A 21,434-nucleotide genomic window follows, 5' to 3' on the forward strand; every position below is an offset into this window, starting at 1 on the left:
GAGACGCACGTGACCACCACCACCGAGACGCAGGCGTCCGCGAACGCCCCGCTCCTCGAAGTCCGCGATCTGCACGTGGAGTTCCACACCCGCGACGGCATCGCCAAGGCCGTCAACGGGGTCAACTACTCCGTGAACGCGGGCGAGACGCTCGCCGTGCTCGGCGAGTCCGGCTCCGGCAAATCCGTGACGGCGCAGGCCGTCATGGGCATCCTCGACATGCCGCCCGGGGCGATCCCCAAGGGGGAGATCCTCTTCCGCGGCCAGGACATGCTCAAGATGTCCGCCGAGGAGCGCCGGAAGATCCGTGGCGCCAAGATCGCCATGATCTTCCAGGACGCGCTGTCCGCCCTCAACCCCGTGCTCAGCGTGGGGTACCAGCTGGGCGAGATGTTCCGCGTCCACCAGGGCATGTCCAAGAAGGACGCCAAGGCCAAGGCCGTCGAGCTGATGGACCGGGTGCGCATCCCGGCCGCGAAGGAGCGGGTGAACGACTACCCGCACCAGTTCTCGGGCGGCATGCGGCAGCGCATCATGATCGCGATGGCGCTGGCCCTGGAGCCGGACCTGATCATCGCGGACGAGCCGACGACCGCGCTGGACGTCACCGTCCAGGCCCAGGTCATGGACCTGCTGGCCGAGCTGCAGCGCGAGTTCAACATGGGGCTCATCCTCATCACCCACGACCTGGGCGTCGTCGCGGACGTCGCCGACAAGATCGCGGTGATGTACGCGGGCCGGATCGTGGAGACGGCGCCCGTGCACGAGCTGTACAAGCGCCCCGCGCACCCCTACACCCGGGGTCTGCTGGACTCGATCCCGCGCCTGGACCAGAAGGGCCAGGAGCTCTTCGCGATCAAGGGCCTGCCGCCCAACCTGCTGCGCATTCCCACCGGTTGCGCCTTCAACCCGCGCTGCCCCAAGGCCCAGGACATCTGCGGTTCGGATGTCCCGGCGCTGCACCAGGTGACCGAGCAGGACGGCGCGGAGCTGGCCGGCCGCGGGAGCGCGTGCCACTTCTGGAAGGAGACGATCCATGGCTGAGACCGGTACGAAGGACGAGGCCCTCTCCGACGTCGTGGCCAGTGACGCCTCCACGACCGCCGAGGTGGAGGCCGTGCTCGACGCCCCTGTGGAGCGCGGCGAGCCGATCCTCCAGGTCCGCAACCTCGTCAAGCACTTCCCGCTGACGCAGGGCATCCTGTTCAAGAAGCAGGTCGGCGCGGTCAAGGCGGTCGACGGCGTCTCCTTCGACCTCTACCAGGGCGAGACGCTCGGCATCGTCGGCGAGTCCGGCTGCGGCAAGTCCACCGTCGCCAAGCTGCTGATGACCCTGGAGACGGCCACCGCGGGCGAGGTCTTCTACAAGGGCCAGGACATCACCAAGCTGTCCGGCCGCGCGCTGAAGGCCGTGCGCCGCAACATCCAGATGGTCTTCCAGGACCCGTACACGTCGCTCAACCCCCGTATGACGGTGGGCGACATCATCGGCGAGCCCTTCGACATCCACCCCGAGGTGGCCCCGAAGGGCGACCGCCGGCGGCGGGTCCAGGAGCTGCTGGACGTCGTGGGCCTCAACCCGGAGTACATCAGCCGCTATCCGCACCAGTTCTCGGGCGGCCAGCGGCAGCGCATCGGCATCGCGCGCGGGCTGGCGCTCAACCCCGAGATCATCATCTGCGACGAGCCCGTCTCGGCGCTGGACGTCTCGGTGCAGGCGCAGGTCGTCAACCTGATGGCGAAGCTGCAGGACGAATTCAACCTGTCCTACCTCTTCATCGCGCACGACCTGTCGATCGTCCGGCACATCTCGGACCGCGTGGGCGTGATGTACCTCGGCAAGCTGGCCGAGATCGGTACGGACTCGGAGATCTACGACCACCCGACGCACCCGTACACGCAGGCGCTGCTGTCGGCCGTCCCGGTCCCGGACCCGGAGGCGCGGGAGGGCCGCGAGCGGATCATCCTCACCGGTGACGTGCCGTCCCCGGCCAACCCGCCGTCCGGCTGCCGGTTCCGCACGCGGTGCTGGAAGGCGCAGGACAAGTGCGCGGAGGAGGTGCCGTTGCTGGCGGTGCCGGAGGTTTTCGCCGGGAAGTCGACGCCGGCGGCGCACGAGTCGGCGTGCCACTTTGCGGAGGAGAAGGACGTGGTGCACGCCGTCTGACGGGTGCGGCTTGTTCGTGGTTGCTCGCGCCCACGCGGCGGAGCCGCACATTGAAAACAGCCCCGCGCCCCTTTCAGGGGCGCGGGGAACTGTTCGTTCAGAGGCGCCTGATCTCCGCCGTGGCGCTCTTGAGCCACCGGCTCAGCCGCGGCCCCAGCGGGCGCTCCACCAGCCGGTGGAGGAGATACGCGGCCAGCATCATGGCCACCGTCGTCCCCGCCACCAGGGCCGGCGGCGACACCCTGTGGCGGAGCGCAGCGATGACGGTCCAGCCGATGTCCTCGTGCAGCAGGTACAGCGGGTAGGTGAGGACGCCCGCCGTGGTCAGCCAGCGCCACTGGATGCGGTCGAAGGCGCCGAGCGCGAGCAGCGCCATGAAGGCGAAGGCCAGTGCCACGATCACCTGGGCCGGCCAGGCCGGGATCGGGCGGTGCGGCTCGGTCAGGTTGAAGCCGACGCGCTTGACGATCTGGTTCTCGGCGAGCAGGAACGAGACCAGCACGATGCCGGTGAGCACGGCGTTCGGCTTGTACCGGTACATCAGGTAGAACGCGATGCCCGCCACGAAGTACGGCGAGAAGAGCGGCATGGCCCACATGTCGAGGAGCTGGCTCGGCGCGGTGTAGTCGACGATGCCGGCGACCGTCCACAGACAGCAGAAGATCACGCAGTTGCGGTAGCTCACGCCCCGGGCCACGACCACGAGGGCGAAGAGGAGATAGAACTTCAGCTCGCAGAAGAGGGTCCAGTACACGCCGTCGACGTCCGGGATCCCCATGCCCCCCTGCAGCATGGTCATGTTGATCGCCACGTGCGTCCAGTTGTCCACGTGGTGGAACAGCGGGACCAGCGGCCAGATGCTGATCACCGCGAACGTCACCGCCACCGCGACCCAGTAGGCCGGGTAGAGCCGGGAGATGCGGGAGACGAAGAAGTCGCCGACCGAGCGCCCCCAGCTGCTCATGCAGATGACGAAGCCGCTGATGAGGAAGAAGACCTCGACACCGGTCCAGCTGTACTGGGAGAACTTGTGGAGGGTGGGGAAGATCGTTCTGGTGTGTCCCGCCCACGGGTTGTCCATCGCCGTGTAGTGGTAGACGACGACCATCAGGGCCGCGACGAGCCGGAGCCCGTCCAGCACGGCGAGGCGCGAAGCCTTTGCCGGGCGGGGCCGGCGGGCGGGTGCGGACGTGGGGGAGGGCGCGGGCGCGGTGTCTTCCGCCGCCGGATTCATTACTTGGGACATGACAAGGGGGCATTGTACCGGTCTGTCGGTTAATCCCTGGGCCGCCGGCCCCTCCTTCCGTTATGGCGGCTGCGGCAACTCCCTTGATTCCGGCCGGTGTCGGCCTGCGGCGATGGGGGTGGGGCCCGGCCGGACGGGCCTCCGCCGGGTCCCACCCGTACGCCGCCCGCACGGGCGGCCGCTCGGGCATACGGGCGGTTTATTCGCCCCTCCGGCGCCCGGAGGGGTGTCCGGCGCCTCTGTGTGAGGTGAAATCGTGCCTTAAGTGAGATTTGCCGGATTTTCCATGCCCGGGTACCGGAGGAGGCGACGCCCCATGCACCCACGCACGCGCACCCGTGCCCGCCGGGGCCTCTGCGGTGCCGTGGCCGTGGTGCTCGTGGCGGCCGCCGCCGGGTGCACGGGGGGCGGGCGGGCGCGGGCCGGGGTGGTGCGGGCCTCCTGGGGGGACCCGCAGAGTCCGCTGGAGCCCGCCGACACCAACGAGGTGCAGGGCGGCAAGGTGCTCGACATGGTCTTCCGGGGGCTCAAGCGGTACGACCCGCAGAGCGGCGCCGCCGAGGACATGCTCGCCGAGCAGATCGAGACCCCCGACCAGCAGAACTTCACCGTCACCCTCAAACCCGGCTGGACCTTCAGCAACGGCGAGCCCGTCACGTCCCGCTCGTTCGTCGACGCCTGGAACTACGGCGCGCTCGTCGACAACAAGCAGAAGAACGCCTCCTTCTTCGAGTACATCGACGGCTACGACCGCGTCCATCCCGCCTCCGGCCGCGCCACCGCCCGCACCCTCTCCGGGCTCGCGGTGAAGGACGACCGCACCTTCACCGTCCGGCTGCGCACCAAGTTCTCCACCTGGCCGGACACCCTCGGCTACAGCGCCTACGCCCCGCTGCCCCGGGCGTTCTTCACCGATCACGCGGGCTGGCTGAAGAAGCCCGTCGGCAACGGGCCCTACACGATCGACTCCTACGCCAGGGGATCGGTGATGCGGCTCAGCCGGTGGGACGGCTACCCCGGCCCCGACAAGGCCCGCAACAAGGGCGTCGAACTGCGGGTCTACACCGACAACAACACGGCCTACACCGACCTCATGGCCGGCAACCTCGACCTCGTCGACGACATCCCCAGCGCCCAGCTGAAGAACGTGAAGAACGACCTCGACGGCCGCTACATCAACCAGCCCGCCGGCATCATCCAGACCCTCTCCTTCCCGATGTACGACGCGAGCTGGACCGGGCGCGGGATGGCCGAAGTGCGCCGGGGGCTGTCGATGGCGATCAACCGGGAGGAGATCACCGGGCAGATCTACCGGGGGACCCGCACCCCGGCCACCGACTGGACCTCGCCCGTGCTCGGCGCACAGGGCGGCTACAAGGCGGGTCTGTGCGGCGAGGCCTGCACCTACGACCCCGTCCGGGCCAAGCAGCTCATCCAGGAGGGCGGCGGCCTGCCCGGCGGGCACGTCACCGTCACCTCGAACGTCGACACCGGCTCCCACCGGCTGTGGATGGACGCCGTCTGCAACAGCATCAACAACGCCCTCGGCGACGACCGGGCCTGCACGGTCGACCCCGTCGGCACCTTCGCGGACTTCCGCAACCGGATCAACGACCAGAAGGTGACGGGCATGTTCCGCTCCGGCTGGCAGATGGACTACCCGCTCGTCCAGAACTTCCTCCAGCCGCTCTACTACACCGACGCCTCCTCCAACTACGGCAAGTTCAGCAGCGCCGACTTCGACCGGCTCGTCGACGAGGCCAACGCCGAGTCCGACCCGGCCCGGGCCGTCGCCACCTTCCAGGACGCGGAGAAGGTCCTCGCCGCATCGATGCCCGCCATCCCGCTCTGGTACCAGAACGGCAGCGCGGGGTACGCCGAAGGCCTCTCCGGCGTGATGCTCAACCCCTTCAGCGTCCCGGTCTACGAGCGGATCACCGTCAAATGAGGGGCGTGGCATGGGGCGTTATGTGATCCGGCGGCTGCTGCAGATGATCCCCGTCTTCATCGGCAGCACCTTCCTCATCTTCGTCATGGTCTACGCGCTCGGCGACCCCGTCGCCGCGCTCTTCGGCGACAAGGCGCCCGATCCCGCGACCGCCGCCCAGATCCGCAAGGACCTGTATCTCGACCGGCCGTTGGGCATCCAGTACCTGCACTACATGGGACAGATCCTCACCGGCAACTTCGGCACCGCCTTCAACGGCCAGAAGGTCACCGAGCTGATGGCCGACGCCTTTCCGGTGACCTTGCGCCTCACGCTCGTCGCCATCGCCGTCGAGATCGTCGTCGGCATCGCCCTCGGCGTCTTCAGCGGGCTGCGGCGCGGGCGCGCCCTGGACACCGGCGTGCTGCTGCTCACGCTGGTCGTGGTCTCCGTCCCGACCTTCGTCAGCGGCTACGTGCTGCAGTACGTCTTCGGCGTGAAGTGGGGGACGGCCACGCCGTCCGTCTCGCCCGAGGCGCAGCTCGGCGAACTGCTGCTGCCCGGCGTGGTGCTGGCCCTCACCTCGCTCGCCTACGTCACGCGCCTGACCCGCACGTCCATCGCCGAGAACTCCCGCGCCGACTACCTGCGCACCGCCGTCGCCAAGGGCCTGCCGCGCCGCCGGATCGTCGTCCGGCACCTGCTGCGCAACTCGCTCGTCCCGGTGGTGACCTTCATCGGCACCGACGTCGGGGCGCTGATGGGCGGCGCGATCGTCACCGAGCGCATCTTCAACATCCACGGCGTCGGCTTCCAGCTCTACCAGGGCATCCTGCGGCAGAACTCGCCGACCGTCGTGGGCTTCGTGACCGTCCTGGTCATCGTCTTCCTGGTGGCCAACCTGGTCGTCGACCTGCTCTACGCCGTGCTCGACCCGAGGATCCGCTATGCCTGAGCCGCCGCCCGAACCGCCCGACCCCCGGGAGGCCGTCACCCCCGCGGGCGGCGGCGCCATGAGCCTGGCCACCAGCGAGGCGGAGACCCTGGAGGGCGGCCCCTCCCCCGGCCACCGCCGGGAGGTGCCCCCACCCGCCGCGCCCGGCAGCGCCAAGGCCCGCAGCCTGTGGTCCGACGCCTGGCACGACCTGCGGCGCAACCCGGTGTTCGTGATCTCCGCCCTCGTCATCGTCTTCCTGGTGCTCATCGCCCTGTGGCCGCAGATCATCGCGAGCGGCAACCCGCTGCAGTGCAACCTGGCCCTGGCCCAGGACGGGCCCCGCCCCGGGCACCCCTTCGGCTTCGACTCCCAGGGCTGCGACGTCTACACCCGCACCGTGTACGGCGCCCGGGCCTCCATCACCGTCGGCGTGTGCGCGACGGCGGGGGCCGCGCTGCTCGGCAGCGTGCTCGGCGGGCTCGCCGGGTTCTACGGGGGCTGGTGGGACGCGCTGCTGTCGCGGCTCGCCGACGTGTTCTTCGGCATCCCGATCATCCTGGGCGGGCTCGTCTTCCTGTCCGTGGTGACGGGCCGCTCCATCTGGCCCGTCGTCGGCTTCATCGTGCTGCTGGGCTGGCCGCAGATCTCCCGCATCGCGCGCGGCTCCGTCGTCACCGCCAAGCAGCACGACTACGTCCAGGCGGCACGGGCGCTGGGCGCCGGCAATGCGCGGATGCTGCTGCGGCACATCGCGCCCAACGCGGTGGCGCCGGTCATCGTCGTCGCGACCATCGCCCTCGGCACCTACATCGCGCTGGAGGCCACGCTGTCCTTCCTCGGCGTCGGGCTGCGGCCGCCCACCGTCTCCTGGGGCATCGACATCTCCAACGCCTCCACCCAGATCCGCAACGCCCCGCACATGCTGCTGTGGCCCGCGGGGGCGCTGAGCGTCACGGTGCTCGCGTTCATCATGCTCGGCGACGCGGTGCGCGACGCCCTCGACCCCAAGTTGCGCTGAGGAGCCGGGAGATGCCGGACACGGAGCAGGACGTCTTGCTCGACGTGCGGGACCTGCACGTCGAGTTCCGTACCCGCGACGGGGTTGCCAAGGCCGTCAACGGCGTGAGCTACTCCGTCGCCGCCGGGCGCACGCTGGCCGTGCTGGGGGAGTCCGGCTCCGGCAAGTCCGTGACCGCCCAGGCCGTCATGGGCATCCTGGACTCGCCGCCCGGGTTCGTCACCGGCGGCCAAGTCCTCTTCCGGGGGAAGGACCTGCTGACCGCGGCCGAGGAGGAGCGCCGCAGGATCCGCGGCGCCGACCTCGCCATGATCTTCCAGGACGCGCTGTCCGCCCTCAATCCCGTGATGACGGTGGGCGCGCAGCTCGCCGAGATGTACGAGGTCCACCGCGGGGCGACCCGCAAGGACGCCCGGGCGCAGGCGGTCCGGCTGATGGAACGCGTCCGCATCCCGGCCGCGAAGGAACGGCTGAACGACTACCCGCACCAGTTCTCGGGCGGTATGCGGCAGCGCATCATGATCGCGATGGCGCTGGCCCTGGAGCCGGACCTGATCATCGCGGACGAGCCGACGACCGCGCTGGACGTCACCGTCCAGGCCCAAGTGATGGACCTGCTCGCGGAGTTGCAGCGCGAGTTCACCATGGGCCTGATCCTCATCACCCACGACCTGGGCGTCGTCGCGGACGTCGCCGACGACATCGCGGTGATGTACGCGGGCCGGATCGTGGAGACGGCGCCCGTGCACGACCTGTACCGGGCGCCCGCGCACCCGTACACGCGCGGGCTGCTGGACTCGATCCCGCGGCTGGACCGCAAGGGCACGGAGCTGTACGCGATCAAGGGTCTGCCGCCCAGCCTGACGGCGATCCCGTCCGGCTGCCCCTTCCACCCGCGCTGCCCGCGCGCCCAGGACATCTGCCGGACGGACCGGCCGCCGTTGTTCGCGGCGGGGCCGCGGCGGGTGAGCGCGTGCCACTTCTGGAAGGAGACGCTGGATGACGCACGGTGAGGTCGTTCTGGAAGTGCGGGACCTGGTCAAGCACTTCCCCTTGACTCGCGGCATCCTGTTCAAGAAGCAGGTGGGGGCGGTACATGCGGTGGACGGCGTCTCCTTCGACGTCCGGAAGGGGGAGACCCTCGGCATCGTGGGGGAGTCGGGGTGCGGCAAGTCGACGGTCGCGAAGCTGCTCGTCCACCTGGAACGGCCGACGGCGGGGCAGATCCGCTACCGGGGCGAGGACATCACACGCCTGTCGGGCAAGGCGCTGAAGGCGGTCCGGCGCAACATCCAGATGGTCTTCCAGGACCCGTACACGTCCCTGAACCCCCGGATGACGGTCGGCGACATCGTCGGCGAGCCGTACGAGATCCACCCTGAGGCGGCCCCGAAGGGCAGCCGGCGGCGGCGCGTCCAGGAGCTGCTGGACGTGGTCGGCCTCAGCCCCGAGCACGTCAACCGCTACCCGCACCAGTTCTCGGGCGGCCAGCGGCAGCGCATCGGCATCGCGCGGGGGCTGGCGCTGCGGCCGGAGGTGATCGTGGCGGACGAACCGGTGTCGGCGCTGGACGTCTCGGTGCAGGCCCAGGTGGTGAACCTGCTGGAGCGGCTGCAGCGGGAGTTCGGGCTGTCGTACGTGTTCATCGCCCACGACCTGTCCGTGGTCCGGCACATCTCGGACCGGGTGGCGGTGATGTACCTGGGGCGGCTGGCGGAGGCGGGGTCGGACGCGGAGATCTACGAGCACGCGACGCACCCGTACACGCAGGCGCTGCTGTCGGCGGTCCCGGTCCCGGACCCGCGGGGGCGGGCACGGAGGGAGCGCATCTTGCTGTCCGGCGACGTGCCGTCCCCCGCGGACCCGCCGTCGGGATGCCGGTTCCGCACGCGGTGCTGGAAGGCGCAGGCGGTGTGTGCGGAGGTGGTGCCGCCGCTGGCGGTGCCGGAATGGTTCCGGGAGGGCGGGGGCCCGGCCGCGCACCCGTCGGCGTGCCACTTCGCGGAGGAGGGGGCGGCGCGCACCTGACCCCCGTGCAGGTGCGCGCTGACGTGCTGCCGAGCGTATGGAGATCGGGCCGGCCTTTCCACGGTTGCCTGTTTCCAGGTAAATCCGGTACCTGTAAAAGCGGCCCGGAAGCACGGAGCACCATGGCCGGAGGGGACGGACCGCGCACGATGGACGCTGAGGCGATGCGTCAGATGCTCAGCGAGCGAAGGGCCTTGATCAGCCCGGAAGGCCTGGGTTTCACGAGGAGGGACCCCCGGGGGCGCCGGTCTCCCGGCCTGTCCCAGGCCCACATGGATCAGCTGACCCACCGCTCCCCGGGCACGTACGGAAGGCTGGAGCGCGGAGCGCTCGACAGCCCGTCGGCCGGTTACCTGCGTGCCGTCGCCGGCATCCTGGAGCTGACCGAACAGGAATGGAGCGCCCTCTACGGCTACGCCCGCGGGGAACGCCCGCCGGCTCCGCTGTCCGGCGCCGCGGAGGTGTCGCGGACGTACGCCTGGGCGGACGTCGTGGAGGGGTTCTCCTCGATGGCCTACGTCTGCGACTACGCCGGAAACATCCTCGCCTACAACGATCCCCTGTCCCGGATGTTCCCGGGCCGGCGGGTGCCGGTGAACACCCTGTGGTGGCTGCTGTTCAGCGACGACGCCCGCAACGAGGTGCTGCTGGACTGGGAGAACTCCTGGGCCCCGGTGCTGGTCCCCCAGATCCGCGCGGCCGCGGCCCAGTACAAGGAGGACCCGACCCTCCGGGAGCTCAAGGAGCGCTGCCTGGCGGATCCCCGCACGAGGGACCTCTACCGAGGGGTTCCCGTGGGCCACACCCACCCCGACGGCGACGAGAAGCCGCTGCACCACCCGGAGTTGGGGCGGGGGTGGGTGAGCATGTGCGTCAGTGTGCCGCTGGGCTCGCCGGAAGTCCGGCTGTTCCTGCTGCACTTCCGCCCGGAGGGCGGTTCGCGGCGGGGCCGTTCGGCGCCGCGGATGGAGGGGGCCGAGCGGGGGCTTGCGGGGTTCTTCGCTGTTGGGGGTTGAGGGGGCCCGGAGTGCGTCAACCGGAACTTCCCCTTCCGGCAGCGGAAATCCTCACTTCCGGCAGCGGAAAGTGAGGATTTCCGCTGCCGGAAGGTGGGGTCGGCCCGGGTCAGCAGGCCGCCTGGTAGTCCGCGTCACCGGCGAGGCCGCTCGCGGAGAAGCACTGGTCGCGGCCCCATGCCGTGTGGAAGCTGCCGCTCGTGTTGGCGCCGTCCCGCGCGGACAGGTAGACGGTGGAGGAGCCGGTGATGTGGTTGTAAGTGGTGATGCACTCCCCGGCGTTGAGGTCCTTGCTCTGGTAGAGCCGGCCGTAGTTGTCCCGCACGTCCTCGTAGAGGACGAAGGCGCCGTGGTTGCAGACCGTGATCTTGCCGGGGTACGGGACCGCCGGCTGGGCCGCCTGGGCGGGGGCGGCCATGCCGACCGCACCGAGGAGAGCGATGCCGGCGGCAGCGGCTGCGGCGGCGGTGCGGGGGGCGAGCTTGTGGAACATGGGGGCCTTTCGTGAACCAGTGCGTGCGCCGAAGCACGCCTGATCACCATTACCGACCGTGGTGAACGAAAGGTGGCGGGGCAGTTGACGGCCGGTTATGCGGGGGCCTGGGCCGCGTCCTGTCGACTCATCGCGGTGACGAGGGTGGAGGAGACGTGGGCCAGGGCGGGGTCGGCAGCGATGAAGAACGTTTCGACTGCCGCCAGTTCGTGGTTCATACGGGCCATCGGCATTTCGAGCCGGCCGGTAAACGGTGGCCCCCACCGCGCCCCACACCGGCCCGCTCGGGCTCGTGTCGGCGGCCGGCCGCGCTGGCGGGGCGGGACGTGAACTCCTCGGGGAGTTGCCCCTTCCGGTGGCAGAAATCTTCACTTTCCGCTGCGGGGAGTGAGGATTTGCGTCGGTGGAGCGTGAGGTTCCGGCGTGACATCTGAGCCACGTGTCCGGATCCGTCTGAGTACGAATGCCTATGACAGCTGGGGACGGTGATTGATAGAAACGTGCAAGTTGTTTGTTGCGTAGGGGAGGGAGCGGCGTCGTGTCGCGTTGGGACATCCACCCGGAGGGTGTGCAGGGCACCGTCGGGAAGACGGCCGAGGTCGCGGGCAAGCTGCAGGGGCAGGCCGGGGCGTACCACGGCCATGTCCAGAGCGTGGCACAGAGCGCGGGGACGCTGGCCGGTCCTTGCGACCCGGCGAGCATGGGCATGAGCCCGGTCGGTGCGGCTGTCGTCGCGTACGCGAACAACGCCACCCAGACTCTGAACGCGGTCGCGGACCGTACGGAGAAGACGCTGAACGGCACGGTGGCGGCGGTCGGTTGGTACCTGAACGGTGACTTGGAGATGGCCGAGAACGCCGAGAAGGACGCGATAGCCGGGCGCGAGGCGAAGACCCCCTGGGACAAGAAGTGACCGATCCGATCGACCCGATATCCATACCCCACTACACGGGGGAACTGGGCGAGCTGGAAAAGGCTGTTGCGTCCTTGAAGACGGATGCGTCCGACATCCGTGCCACGGGAGCCGACACCCACTCCACCTTCCAGCATCTGTCCGCCGACTACGACGCTCCGGAGCGGGACCAGCTGCTGGCCACGACGATTCCGGTGCGCGATCAGGCGGACCAGTTCGCGCGCGGCCTGGAGACGGTCCAGTCCGCGCTCTCGACGTATGCCTCCGAGATCCGTCCGATCGTCAAGGAGCTGGATCATCTGCGCGAGCAGGCGGTCGCGTTCCGGGACTCGGTCAAGGACGACGAGCACTGGCAGAAGAACCAGGGGAAGGTCGACGAGAACGCCCGCCTGATCCGCGCGGTGGCGGTCGCCCAGGAGAAGTTCCACGCGGCCGAGCGGGATGCCGTCAACAAGATCACGGCTGTCTACTGCGGCACGACGTACCTGACGGTCGATGACGGCTCCCACAAGCCGGGCATGTACGGCTACGACCCCAAGGCGATTGCCAAGGTCACGGAGACGCCGTGGGGGACGGTCGAGAAGCGGGAGCATGGGGCTCTCGAGAAGGTGTGGGACCACCTCATCAACAACCCGATTGCCGACGCGTACAAGGGCTTCTTCATCGACGGCACGTGGGGCAGTGTGCGTGGCCTGGGGACCATGTTCGGCTGGGACGGCGGGGACAAGGCTGCCGAGGCATGGAAGAACCTCGGCCTGCTTGCGGCAGGAGCGAACCCGAGCATGTTCCTGGCGGCGCAGGCCACTCGCGTCATGCCCGACTCCTGGCTGCCCAAGCAGGCCAGGGAGTACAAGAAGGCCGCGAAAGCGGCCGACAAGGGTTTCCTGGCGTGGGACGAGTGGAAGAAGAACCCCTCCCGCGCCTTCGGAGCGCTCTCTTTCAACGTGATCACTGCGCTGATCCCCGAGGCCAAGGCGGCCGGCCTGGCCCGGACCGGTACGACGACGGGAAAGGTGCTGGGCACCACCGCCCGGGTCGGCGAGATCGCCGACCCGGTCAACCTCATGGCGAAGGGCGTCGGCAAGGGATTCACCGCGGCCAAGGGCGCCCTGGAGTCCGCCAGGATCGGCGACCTTCACAAGGTGGCCCTGCAGAACGCCGCCCACCTGACCGAGCGTATCCCGGGCACAAATGAGAAGGCCCTCAAGCTCACGACCGCGGACGAAACCCCCACCTACATCAGAGAGGACGGCACCTGGCTCAGAGCCGACGGCTCCGAATATCCGACCCACAGCGAGGTTCCGAAGGAACTCAGCGCGGCGGAGCGGGGTGCCGGGCAGGCTCACCGTGTACTCGCTCACGTCGGCGGAGGCGGCGCGAGCGAGTCGGCCGCCCGCATAGGCGGACACGGCACTGGCGGAGCAGTGGAGAACTCGGCTGGCCACGCGAGCGGTCGCGGCACAGAAACGTCACTGCCATCGGGTGGTCGCGGCACGGACAATATCGCCCGCGAAGTTGGCTCCGGTCCTCACGGCTCCGACGGGTACCCAGGCAGCGACCACCAAGAGGCACCCACGGGTTCGCATGACCATCGCGGTTCCTCGCACGGCGATCCGGGTCGTCACACGGACGACCCCTCCGCGCCGCATGAAGGCGGCGAGGACGGGGCTGCGGCAGATGCCCACGGCGCTGGGGATCATGGCGGTGGAACCCAGAACGGGAACACATCCGAGCTGGACGCGCGAGAGGTTGTCCGGCGGCAGGTAGAAAAGGCCAACTCTCCGGACAAGACTTGGTTTAACAACCACTACAAGAAGAATGCTTACCGGCATAGCAGGCTGGGGCGCGATGAGCATGGTCATGCCTTGGTGCAGCTGAGGCCGGACCCCGACAGGCCGGGCAAGTGGATTCCGGCGAGTGAAGCTCCGCCGGCAATTCCTCCAAAATTCCGCCTTGATGTCGAAGGCGTGTTGGGGGAGAGGAAAACCGCGTTTCCTGAGCATCTCGGCAATCTCGATGACGTGACAGCCCGACGCGAGTCGGCGATCGCAGCCGACAAGACCGCCAGTAGCGATCTGAAGGCAGCCGAAGATGCCCTCGCGGCTGACAAGCACAACGAAGACCTCAAGGTTGCGGCCGCGGATGCGAAGGACACGTACCGGACGACGCATACTGCGGTGCGAGATGTGGGAGAGGAACTCGGCGACAAGGCAGCGGAGTTTCATGCGGTGCCGGAGAATTTTGACGTTGTCCGTCGAGTGGACAATCGTGCAACCGGAAACAACCGATTCGATCAGGTATGGGAACTTCAGGGCGATAAGATCTTGACGGTCGAGGCGAAGGCGCCGTCAGCAGACCTCGGACACCGCAGGGGGCACAGCGGGCGTGACGTCATGCAAGGGACTCGTGAGTACTACGAAACGATCCTGCTCGAGATGCAGAAGCGCGCTTCCAACCCCAAGCTTCCCGCGGATGAGCTGCTGGCGAGGCGGAAACTGGCGGAGGCGAAGGAGGAGCTGGCTTTGATGAACCGCCTGCTCCAGGCTCTGGAGGGCGACAGGGTGGAGTACGTTGTCGTCAAGGCGAAGGCCGACGGGCCCCTCTACAAGGGCTACGACATGCAGCACTTCGACATCAGGAAGGGGAGTCACGGATGATCGTGACTGTGTCTCGTCACGAATTTCCCGCGGCCAACGCCTCGTTCGCCTTGGAGATGCTCGGCGAGAACGTTGAGCAAACGATCGGCTATCTCGAACGGTCGCCGAGCATGTTCAACATGGCATTCGGTACCGCGACAACCCTGGCTGAGACGTACTGTGCCGTCGATCCCAACGTTGACAGGTCCGAATCCTGGGAAGCGTTCGTCGCAGCGATGCAGGTCGGGTCGGCCTTGTTTGTTTCGGCAACGGCCGCCGAAGGCCCAGTGGGGTGCCGCATCGCCCATAAGATGCGGATGATTCCGGCTACCGGGCCGCAATCCTATGCTGATGCCGGCAACTGGATCAACGCCTTCTGGCTTGCGATCATCTGCCGGGAGCAGGGCCGCATGACAGAGCTGAGCAATGTTCCTCTTGCGTTGCTGCGAGACTCCGGCGCAGTCTTCGATGAGTACATTTACTCCTGGGTCGACACCCTGCAGACTTACTGGCTGGAACGGCCCGGGCTTCCCGAAAAACTGATGGCTGCCATGGAGGGCACCGACCCCAGCGTTCTGCCGGACTCCAGTCGGGAACTGGTTCTCAAGACTCTGTACCCACCGATCAACCTCTTTTACCGCTTCCTGCAGCAAGACCCTGAGCGCTTCAACGTCGAGCTGGCGAAGGCGTTGGAATGGCACAAGGAGTACTGGACAGGTGACGAGGAGCGAGCCTCCAGCTCCGCCGGCTTGCTCGCCCTCGGACCGCTGGCCGTCGCCTGTCTCGCTTACGACGCAGGCTTCCCGATCGAGGTCGAGTCCGAGTACCTGCCCAAGGGGTTGCTGGAGCGTAGCTGGCTGGGTGAGTTCGACACGTGAGATCAGGGCGTGCGCTGGGGCACGCCCTGATTGGCGGTCGCTCTCGATGATGGCGGCCGCCGTGGCCTCGGTCGTTGGCGGCTTCTTGCGCTACGCGCAGTGCCTGTTCACCGCGTCTACTCCCGTCGCCTTCCAGCCTTTCCGACGAGCAGCCGGACATTCGCCGGGTCGCAGAGCATGCCGCTGCCTTCCGGCGCCGGCATGAGCCAGTAGGCCCCCGGCGGTTCTCGGCGGGTGGGGGCCGGTACCCCGAGGTAGTTGGTGGGGTGCTCGCGACCGATGCACTGGGTGCCGGGTTCTGCCCAGCGCCGGTAGGTGTTCGGTGGTACGAGCAGGAAGTACCGCGTTTGTGTCCGGGAGACGATGACGGAGCGGGTGAGGCCGGCCATGCGGAAGTGGTCGGCGATTGCGGCTCGGTCCTTGATGCCGTGGATGCCGTTCTCCACGATTCCGGAGGGGAGTTGGACGACGTCGAAGTGGAGGCCGACCTGAAGCGTTGCGGTCACTCCCCTCATCCATGACTCGCGCGCGTCGCTCGGGCGGCGCTCTCGTGAGACGAGCCAGAGGGCTGCTTCGTGGAGCAGGAGGGGATCAATGGCCTGTGCCGGGCCGGCCAACGCCCTTGTCGTCGAGTCCTTCATGCTGGGTGACGGTAGGGCCGTCAATTGCGGCCAACCCGGTCCGACAGACCGGGTTGGCTGAGGGGCCGGGCGGCCTGTCGATGCCGAGGCGCTCGGCGAGCGCCTCAACTTGGCGCCGGTAGGTGGGACGGACGCGGCTGCGCAGGCCGGCAACCATCTGGAGGGCCAGTGGGTTGCGCATCAGGTCTTCCGGAGCGAGTCGCTCGAGGTCGAGGAGATGTACGAGGACAGCCGCATCGTCGTGTTTGAGGTCGTAGCAACGCGCGACGTCGAGCAGGAACGTGAACTTACGCTCGATAGAGGGGAGTCCGTCCGCGTCGATGTGGTCGGCTCTGCGTAGCCCCTCCGAGGCTTCTCCGGCGAGTGTTTCAATCGCGAGGGCATGAAGGTCGACGTTGGCGGGTCCGAAGACGGTCCAGGCGACGTTGCCTTGCCCGACTCTTCTCGCCCTGGGCTGAGCATCACGTTCGAGGCGCTCGCGTGCTCCCCACCAGTCTCTCCGGCGGGCCGAGGCAGTGGCGATGACCAACCCCAGGGCGCCGGTCAGAGATTCGCGTTCCTTGCCGAGTGGCGCGTCGGCAAGTTGTTCGGCAGCCTGAGCGGCAACCTCTTCGGCTCCCTCAAGGTCGTTTTGTGCGAGAAGGACATGTCCGAGGTTCCATTGCGCTGCGGCGATCCGCAACGGGTCGTCGGCGTCTTCGGCCGCGCGCAAGGCACGGTCGGCGACGAGGAGGGAGAGGTCGTTGCGGCCCGTGCGGCGGCAGTAGGAGCGTAGGAGGCCGTAGAGGTCGGCTGCTGCACGCAGCGTTTCCCGGCGGGCGCGTTCGTCCGTGCCGCTTCGGTGGGCCCGCACTGCATGCTCGACATCGGCGAGGAGCCGGGGAAGGATCTCGGCTGTGCTCGTGTACCGGGTCGGCGAGGCCTGCCACATGCACCATGCTGCTTCGACGCGTTCGCGCAGAACTACAGCATCGACCGGGGGCTGACGGCCTGGAGGGCTGTACCCCATGAGGATGCGTGCAACGTCGGGTGCTGTGTGCTGGGGGGTCTCGTGCTCAGCCGGCACGTGATCGTCCAGAAGAGCGGCGACAGGAACGCCGATTTCGTGGGCGAGTGCGATGAGGACGTCAAGGGCAGGGGTCTTGCGACCTCGTTCGATCTGAGACAGGTAGTCCTCGGTGATGCCGCACAGGCCGGCGATAGCAGCCTGAGACCTATTGCCGTTGCGACGCCGCCAGTACCGGATGCGGGAGCCGAGTTGAAGGTCGCGTGCCATCTTTATCCCTTTGCTGCACGGGTAGTTCACCGTACGCCCGGTTGTGGCTGAGGGGAGTCGATAAAGCCTTTCGTGCGACAACCTGGCCTTACCGGTGACGGAGGGAGACGCATGCGACAGCGCCGGATCGTCCTGTGGGACATCGACCACACGTTGATCGACACGCGCGGGGTTGGCCGGGAGCTGTCCGGGCTCGCTTTTGAACGGGTGACAGGACGGCGAATGGAGCAGCAGGCACGTGTGGACGGCATCACGGAGGCCGTGATCTTCCGGGAGACGGCGAAGCTGCACGGCCTGCAGACCGGTCGGCGCGACTTCGAGCGCTTCGCTCAAGCGTTGGCCGAGGCGCACGTGCAGCATGCTGTGGAACTGCGGGAACGCGGCCGTGCTCTTCCCGGTGCGGCAGCAGCCCTGGACGCCATCGCTGCGGTGCCGGATGCGGTGCAGGCCGTGGTGACGGGCAACGTGCGACCGGTCGCGGAGATCAAACTCGGCGTGTTCGGGCTCGGCCGTCACATCCAGTGGGAATTGGGCGCCTACGGTGAAGACGCCGACGAACGGAGTGAGTTGGTGAGGATTGCGCTGCGGCGGTCATGTGCTGCCTCCTCGGATGCCGTCCTGGTCGACGACACCCCTGCGGGTGTGGAAGCGGGCATTGCGAATCGGGTCAAGGTGATCGCCGTGGCCACGGGGCGCAGCAGCCCGACCGAACTGGCTCGGGCCGGCGCCCACGTCGTTCTGGCCGACCTGACGGACACGGCGGCGGTCGTCAGCGCTCTTTCGTAGCCGAGACGAAGTCCTTCAGTTCTTCCGTCTCCAGGGTGAAACCGACCGGTTCGGGGATCTCGACAGGTGTGCCGTACGGCCGTGACGTCAGGCTCCGGTACCCCCTGGTACAGCCACGTCTCCGGGAGCTGCTCCCTGCACGTCATCTGCAGCCACATGATGATCTAGCTGTGGTTGCCGTCCCGCGCCGGCTTGACCTCGACCCTTCCGTTCACGAACCCCAGGCGCACCGTTTCCGGCGCCGTGCGGGCCAGGTCCCCCGAAGTCTTCGGCAAGCAGCGTCACGCCCTGCTCCTCTTACGTGTGCGGTTGATGGCCCGGAGCTGTTCAACGCGGGTGTGGACCACGGCGTGCGAGGGTCCATGCGGTTCGTGGGAACGGGCCTCGCCCCGGCAGCCCCGGCACACCCCGCCCGGAAGGGCTTCCGGGCGGCCCGGGGTGGCGCAGACGGTGCACTCCAGGATGCGGAGTGGAGCGCGGGTGGGGAGCGGCTCCGGTTCCGGGGGGAGTTTGTCCGTGAGGCGGCAGCGGGCCAGGTTGGCCGCGTGGTGGACCTCGTGCGGCAGGCCTGCCGTCAGCGCTCTGACGATATCCCGCCCGTCCGCGCCGCGTTCCAGCCACTGCAGGGCCAGGGGTTCGAGGGCTGCGCAGTCCGCCGCGGACAGTGTCATGCGGGGGTCCGTGCGCGCCGCCGAGGCCAGGGCCGCGTAGGCGGTCGAGCGTGCGGGGCGTGGCGTCTGCGGTACCGGAGCGGACCCGGTCAGGACCGGCTCCCACCACGCGTCGTCCCTCGGTGTGCGCGAGAAGTACGTCCGCGTCACCCAACGCGCGCTGCCGTCCTCGCTCTTGAGGTGTTCCTTCACCCGGCGCAGGTGACCCGCCTCCGACAAGCGCCTCAGTGCCGTCCGGCACGCCGCCTGCCCGTACGTGGGCAAGTGCGCCGCCAGGGTTTTGGCATCCATCGCCGCACCCTCCGGCAGGCGGTCGATGAACGCCGCGATCGATGCCTCGCGGGGCTTGAGGTGTGTGAAGTCGGTGCGGCTGCGCGGGGATTGGGACGGTGCGCTGCGCTTGCCGTAGCCCGGTTTGGCCAGGGGGTGTGAGATATGGTTGGCGGCAGCCATGAGATCGAAATTCCTTAGGTTGGTCGGTCTTCGTGGTCAGACCCCGGTTGGTGTTCCCGCACCCTCCGGGGTTGTTTTGTTGCTGCTCCGCACGCTAGAGGGCCACCACGCCCCGTTGCAACCAATCACCAAAGGTGAACGCGCGTGCTACGCGCGCCACTTGGGAGCACGGGAGGGTGGGTGGGTTGAGACCCACCCACCATTCCTTGCATAGAGCGCTCGGCCCCCGGCCCCCGGAGCCCGGAGCCCGGAGCTCACATCACCACCTCCGTGTCCCGTTCCACCGTCGGCGGCTCCGGGAAGTGGCAGGCCGACAAGTGGCCCTCCCGTGAGCCGTCCGCGGGGGCCAGCGGGGGGACCGTCTCCGCGCACAGGTCCCGCGCCTTCCAGCAGCGTGTGCGGAAGCGGCAGCCCGACGGGGGGTCGATGGGGGACGGGACGTCCCCCGCCAGGCGGATGCGTTCCCGGGTCGCGCCGTCCTCCCCCGCCTCCGGTACCGCCGACAGCAGTGCGTGCGTGTACGGGTGGCGCGGGCGGCGGTAGATGTCGTCGCGGGTGCCCACCTCCACGATCCGGCCCAGGTACATCACCGCCACCCGTTGCGAGAAGTGCCGGACCACGGCCAGGTCGTGGGCGATGAAGAGGAACGCGATGTCCAGCTCCTGCTGCAGCCTCTGCAGCAGGTTCACCACCTGCGCCTGGATCGAGACGTCCAGTGCGGACACCGGCTCGTCCGCCACGATCAGCTTCGGTTCGAGGGCCAGCGCCCGTGCGACCCCGATGCGTTGGCGCTGGCCGCCCGAGAATTCGTGCGGGAAGCGGTTGTAGTGCTCGGGGTTGAGGCCCACGGTCTCCAGGAGTTCGCGGACGCGGGCCTCGCGGCCGCCCGGCGGTGTGATGTCGTTGATCTCCATCGGGCCGGAGACGATCTTTCCGACCGTCTGCCGCGGGTTCAGCGACGAGTACGGGTCCTGGAAGATCATCTGGATCTCGGAGCGGATCGGGGCGAGTTCCTTGCGGCTCGCGTGGGTGATGTCCTCGCCCCGGTAGCGGATCCGCCCGGCGGTCGGCTCCAGCAGCCGGGTCAGCAGCCGGCCCGTCGTGGACTTGCCGCAGCCCGACTCGCCGACCAGGCCGAAGGCCTCGCCGGCCCGGATGGCGAGGTCGATGCCGTCGACGGCCTGGACGGCGCCGACCGTCCGCTTGACCGGGAAGCCGCCTCTGATGGGGAAGTGCTTGGTCAGCCCCTCGGCGACCAGGATCTCGCTCATGTCTCGCTCGCTCCTCAGCCCAGCCGGGGCTTGATCCGTTCGGTGAAGGTCGTTCGCTTCTGAGTTGGTGTCAGGTGACAGGCTGAGCCGCGGCCCTGGGCCGGGAGCTCCGGGCGTTCCGAGCGGCAGCGGTTCCCGCCCACCTCGGAGACGAACGCGCACCGCGGGTGGAACGGGCACCCCGGCGGCGGCGCCAGCAGGCTCGGCGGGGTGCCGGGGATCGGGGTGAGCGGTTCCGTCACGTCCGAGGTCAGCCGGGGCATCGAGCCCAGCAGGCCCCAGGTGTAGGGGTGTTGGGGTTCCCGCAGCACCTCCTCCACCGTCCCGCGCTCCACTGCCCGTCCCGCGTACATCACCAGCACCTCGTCCACCGTGTGCCCGACCACGCCGAGGTCGTGCGTGATGAGCACGATCGCCGCACCCGTCTGCTGCTGGAGGTCCTTCAGGAGGTCGAGGATCTGCGCCTGCACGGTGACGTCCAGCGCCGTCGTCGGCTCGTCGGCGATCAGCAGCTCCGGGTCGCAGACCAGCGCCATGGCGATCATGGCGCGCTGCCGCATGCCGCCGGAGAACTGGTGCGGGTAGTCGTCCACGCGCAGCCCGGCGTTGGGGATGCCCACCTTCTCCAGCATCTCGATCGCCCGCAGCCGGGCGTCCCGCTTCGAGGCGCCGGTGTGCTTGCGGAAGGGCTCGGAGATCTGGCGGCCGACGGTGTAGTAGGGGGAGAGTGCGGAGAGCGAGTCCTGGAAGATCATCGCCATCTTGTTGCCGCGCAGCTTCTCCAGGACGGACTCCGGGGCACCGGTCAGTTCCTGGCCGTCCAGCAGGATCTCGCCGCGGATCTCGGTGGACCGGGGGTCGTGCAGGCCGAGCACGGCGAGGTTGGTGACGGACTTGCCGGAGCCGGACTCGCCGACGATGCCGAGGGTCTCCCCCTTCCGTACGTCGAAGGAGAGACCGTCGACGGCCTTGACGATGCCGTCCTCGGTGCTGAAGCGGACGTAGAGGTCCTGGACGGAGAGGAATGCGGTCACTGGGATGAACTCCAGGGGGCTGAGCGCCCCGTCAGGGGCGCGG

General features: G+C 68.6%; 20 protein-coding genes. 12 read left to right on the forward strand and 8 right to left on the reverse strand.

Going from position 1 to position 21,434, the window contains the following annotated elements; translation table 11 throughout:
- The first annotated feature begins 9 nt into the window (after positions 1-9).
- Together ACLHRZ_RS11825 and ACLHRZ_RS11830 are read left to right on the forward strand one after the other, a co-directional pair.
- Complete coding sequence (locus ACLHRZ_RS11825; protein ID WP_490418309.1) at positions 10-1,044, forward strand: ABC transporter ATP-binding protein; 1,035 nt, start codon at positions 10-12, stop codon at positions 1,042-1,044.
- On the forward strand, positions 1,037-2,167 hold the full coding sequence (locus ACLHRZ_RS11830; protein WP_490418310.1) for an ABC transporter ATP-binding protein: 1,131 nt from the start codon (positions 1,037-1,039) through the stop codon (positions 2,165-2,167). Before ACLHRZ_RS11825 ends, ACLHRZ_RS11830 begins: the two co-directional genes overlap by 8 nt.
- Before the next feature lie 97 nt (positions 2,168-2,264).
- Here the strand turns inward: ACLHRZ_RS11830 and ACLHRZ_RS11835 are convergent, their stop codons facing one another.
- On the reverse strand, positions 2,265-3,413 hold the full coding sequence (locus tag ACLHRZ_RS11835) for an acyltransferase family protein (RefSeq protein WP_490418311.1): 1,149 nt from the start codon (positions 3,411-3,413) through the stop codon (positions 2,265-2,267).
- A gap of 316 nt (positions 3,414-3,729) precedes the next feature.
- Here ACLHRZ_RS11835 and ACLHRZ_RS11840 point away from each other — a divergent pair, with 316 nt between their 5' ends.
- The 6 genes from ACLHRZ_RS11840 to ACLHRZ_RS11865 all read left to right on the forward strand — a co-directional run bounded on the left by ACLHRZ_RS11840 (position 3,730) and on the right by ACLHRZ_RS11865 (position 10,339).
- Complete coding sequence (locus ACLHRZ_RS11840; RefSeq protein ID WP_490418312.1) at positions 3,730-5,361, forward strand: peptide ABC transporter substrate-binding protein; 1,632 nt, start codon at positions 3,730-3,732, stop codon at positions 5,359-5,361.
- A gap of 10 nt (positions 5,362-5,371) precedes the next feature.
- On the forward strand, positions 5,372-6,295 hold the full coding sequence (locus ACLHRZ_RS11845; protein WP_490418313.1) for an ABC transporter permease: 924 nt from the start codon (positions 5,372-5,374) through the stop codon (positions 6,293-6,295).
- Positions 6,288-7,295, forward strand: coding sequence for an ABC transporter permease (locus ACLHRZ_RS11850; RefSeq protein ID WP_490418314.1), 1,008 nt, complete (start codon positions 6,288-6,290; stop codon positions 7,293-7,295). The genes ACLHRZ_RS11845 and ACLHRZ_RS11850 overlap by 8 nt, the downstream gene beginning before the upstream one ends.
- A gap of 11 nt (positions 7,296-7,306) precedes the next feature.
- Positions 7,307-8,308, forward strand: a complete 1,002-nt coding sequence (locus ACLHRZ_RS11855) for an ABC transporter ATP-binding protein (RefSeq protein ID WP_490418315.1) — start codon at positions 7,307-7,309, stop codon at positions 8,306-8,308.
- Positions 8,295-9,323: an ABC transporter ATP-binding protein gene (locus ACLHRZ_RS11860; protein WP_490418316.1), complete on the forward strand. Its 1,029-nt coding sequence runs from the start codon at positions 8,295-8,297 to the stop codon at positions 9,321-9,323. The genes ACLHRZ_RS11855 and ACLHRZ_RS11860 overlap by 14 nt, the downstream gene beginning before the upstream one ends.
- A 272-nt stretch (positions 9,324-9,595) precedes the next feature.
- Entirely contained in the window at positions 9,596-10,339 is a 744-nt protein-coding gene (locus ACLHRZ_RS11865; RefSeq protein ID WP_490418317.1) for an MmyB family transcriptional regulator, read from the forward strand.
- A 109-nt stretch (positions 10,340-10,448) separates the two neighbouring features.
- On the opposite strand, the gene ACLHRZ_RS11870 is transcribed toward ACLHRZ_RS11865, so the two are convergent.
- Both ACLHRZ_RS11870 and ACLHRZ_RS11875 read right to left on the reverse strand, forming a co-directional pair.
- Positions 10,449-10,832: a hypothetical protein gene (locus ACLHRZ_RS11870; RefSeq protein WP_490418318.1), complete on the reverse strand. Its 384-nt coding sequence runs from the start codon at positions 10,830-10,832 to the stop codon at positions 10,449-10,451.
- Between the two features lie 95 nt (positions 10,833-10,927).
- A complete protein-coding gene (locus ACLHRZ_RS11875; protein ID WP_490418319.1) occupies positions 10,928-11,050 on the reverse strand; it encodes a hypothetical protein in 123 nt (40 codons plus the stop codon).
- A 320-nt stretch (positions 11,051-11,370) separates the two neighbouring features.
- On the opposite strand from ACLHRZ_RS11875, the gene ACLHRZ_RS11880 reads away from it, so the two are divergent.
- From ACLHRZ_RS11880 to ACLHRZ_RS11890, 3 genes are read left to right on the forward strand one after another with little or no spacing between them, the layout of a single operon-like run.
- Complete coding sequence (locus ACLHRZ_RS11880) at positions 11,371-11,745, forward strand: DUF6507 family protein (protein ID WP_490418320.1); 375 nt, start codon at positions 11,371-11,373, stop codon at positions 11,743-11,745.
- The gene (locus ACLHRZ_RS11885; RefSeq protein ID WP_490418321.1) at positions 11,742-14,402 is read left to right on the forward strand and encodes a hypothetical protein; all 2,661 of its coding nucleotides are present in this window, start codon (positions 11,742-11,744) and stop codon (positions 14,400-14,402) included. The genes ACLHRZ_RS11880 and ACLHRZ_RS11885 overlap by 4 nt, the downstream gene beginning before the upstream one ends.
- A complete protein-coding gene (locus tag ACLHRZ_RS11890; protein ID WP_490418322.1) occupies positions 14,399-15,259 on the forward strand; it encodes an immunity 49 family protein in 861 nt (286 codons plus the stop codon). The genes ACLHRZ_RS11885 and ACLHRZ_RS11890 overlap by 4 nt, the downstream gene beginning before the upstream one ends.
- A 116-nt stretch (positions 15,260-15,375) precedes the next feature.
- Here the strand turns inward: ACLHRZ_RS11890 and ACLHRZ_RS11895 are convergent, their stop codons facing one another.
- Together ACLHRZ_RS11895 and ACLHRZ_RS11900 are read right to left on the reverse strand one after the other, a co-directional pair.
- Positions 15,376-15,765, reverse strand: a complete 390-nt coding sequence (locus tag ACLHRZ_RS11895; RefSeq protein WP_490418323.1) for a hypothetical protein — start codon at positions 15,763-15,765, stop codon at positions 15,376-15,378.
- Positions 15,766-15,850: 85 nt separating this feature from the next.
- The gene (locus tag ACLHRZ_RS11900) at positions 15,851-17,176 is read right to left on the reverse strand and encodes a helix-turn-helix domain-containing protein (protein ID WP_490418324.1); all 1,326 of its coding nucleotides are present in this window, start codon (positions 17,174-17,176) and stop codon (positions 15,851-15,853) included.
- A gap of 111 nt (positions 17,177-17,287) precedes the next feature.
- On the opposite strand from ACLHRZ_RS11900, the gene ACLHRZ_RS11905 reads away from it, so the two are divergent.
- Positions 17,288-17,962: an HAD family hydrolase gene (locus ACLHRZ_RS11905; protein WP_490418325.1), complete on the forward strand. Its 675-nt coding sequence runs from the start codon at positions 17,288-17,290 to the stop codon at positions 17,960-17,962.
- Between the two features lie 281 nt (positions 17,963-18,243).
- On the opposite strand, the gene ACLHRZ_RS11910 is transcribed toward ACLHRZ_RS11905, so the two are convergent.
- The 3 genes from ACLHRZ_RS11910 to ACLHRZ_RS11920 form a co-directional block, all read right to left on the reverse strand.
- A complete protein-coding gene (locus tag ACLHRZ_RS11910; RefSeq protein WP_490418326.1) occupies positions 18,244-19,086 on the reverse strand; it encodes a hypothetical protein in 843 nt (280 codons plus the stop codon).
- A gap of 254 nt (positions 19,087-19,340) precedes the next feature.
- Positions 19,341-20,357 carry an ABC transporter ATP-binding protein gene (locus tag ACLHRZ_RS11915; protein WP_490418327.1) on the reverse strand — a complete coding sequence of 339 codons (1,017 nt, stop codon included), beginning with the start codon at positions 20,355-20,357 and terminating at the stop codon, positions 19,341-19,343.
- Between the two features lie 14 nt (positions 20,358-20,371).
- Positions 20,372-21,391, reverse strand: coding sequence for an ABC transporter ATP-binding protein (locus tag ACLHRZ_RS11920; protein ID WP_490418328.1), 1,020 nt, complete (start codon positions 21,389-21,391; stop codon positions 20,372-20,374).
- Positions 21,392-21,434: the final 43 nt, after the last annotated feature.

This window comes from Streptomyces sp. AM25, assembly GCF_058146165.1.

Excerpts from the sequence above, each read along its gene's own strand:
- ACLHRZ_RS11830 (WP_490418310.1), top strand. The coding sequence starts at position 1,037 with ATGGCTGAGACCGGTACGAAGGACGAGGCCCTCTCCGACGTCGTGGCC.
- ACLHRZ_RS11835 (WP_490418311.1), bottom strand. The coding sequence starts at position 3,413 with ATGTCCCAAGTAATGAATCCGGCGGCGGAAGACACCGCGCCCGCGCCC.
- ACLHRZ_RS11840 (WP_490418312.1), top strand. The coding sequence starts at position 3,730 with ATGCACCCACGCACGCGCACCCGTGCCCGCCGGGGCCTCTGCGGTGCC.
- ACLHRZ_RS11845 (WP_490418313.1), top strand. The coding sequence starts at position 5,372 with ATGGGGCGTTATGTGATCCGGCGGCTGCTGCAGATGATCCCCGTCTTC.
- ACLHRZ_RS11850 (WP_490418314.1), top strand. The coding sequence starts at position 6,288 with ATGCCTGAGCCGCCGCCCGAACCGCCCGACCCCCGGGAGGCCGTCACC.
- ACLHRZ_RS11855 (WP_490418315.1), top strand. The coding sequence starts at position 7,307 with ATGCCGGACACGGAGCAGGACGTCTTGCTCGACGTGCGGGACCTGCAC.
- ACLHRZ_RS11860 (WP_490418316.1), top strand. The coding sequence starts at position 8,295 with ATGACGCACGGTGAGGTCGTTCTGGAAGTGCGGGACCTGGTCAAGCAC.
- ACLHRZ_RS11865 (WP_490418317.1), top strand. The coding sequence starts at position 9,596 with ATGGATCAGCTGACCCACCGCTCCCCGGGCACGTACGGAAGGCTGGAG.
- ACLHRZ_RS11870 (WP_490418318.1), bottom strand. The coding sequence starts at position 10,832 with ATGTTCCACAAGCTCGCCCCCCGCACCGCCGCCGCAGCCGCTGCCGCC.
- ACLHRZ_RS11875 (WP_490418319.1), bottom strand. The coding sequence starts at position 11,050 with ATGAACCACGAACTGGCGGCAGTCGAAACGTTCTTCATCGCTGCCGAC.
- ACLHRZ_RS11890 (WP_490418322.1), top strand. The coding sequence starts at position 14,399 with ATGATCGTGACTGTGTCTCGTCACGAATTTCCCGCGGCCAACGCCTCG.
- ACLHRZ_RS11900 (WP_490418324.1), bottom strand. The coding sequence starts at position 17,176 with ATGGCACGCGACCTTCAACTCGGCTCCCGCATCCGGTACTGGCGGCGT.
- ACLHRZ_RS11905 (WP_490418325.1), top strand. The coding sequence starts at position 17,288 with ATGCGACAGCGCCGGATCGTCCTGTGGGACATCGACCACACGTTGATC.
- ACLHRZ_RS11910 (WP_490418326.1), bottom strand. The coding sequence starts at position 19,086 with ATGGCTGCCGCCAACCATATCTCACACCCCCTGGCCAAACCGGGCTAC.
- ACLHRZ_RS11915 (WP_490418327.1), bottom strand. The coding sequence starts at position 20,357 with ATGAGCGAGATCCTGGTCGCCGAGGGGCTGACCAAGCACTTCCCCATC.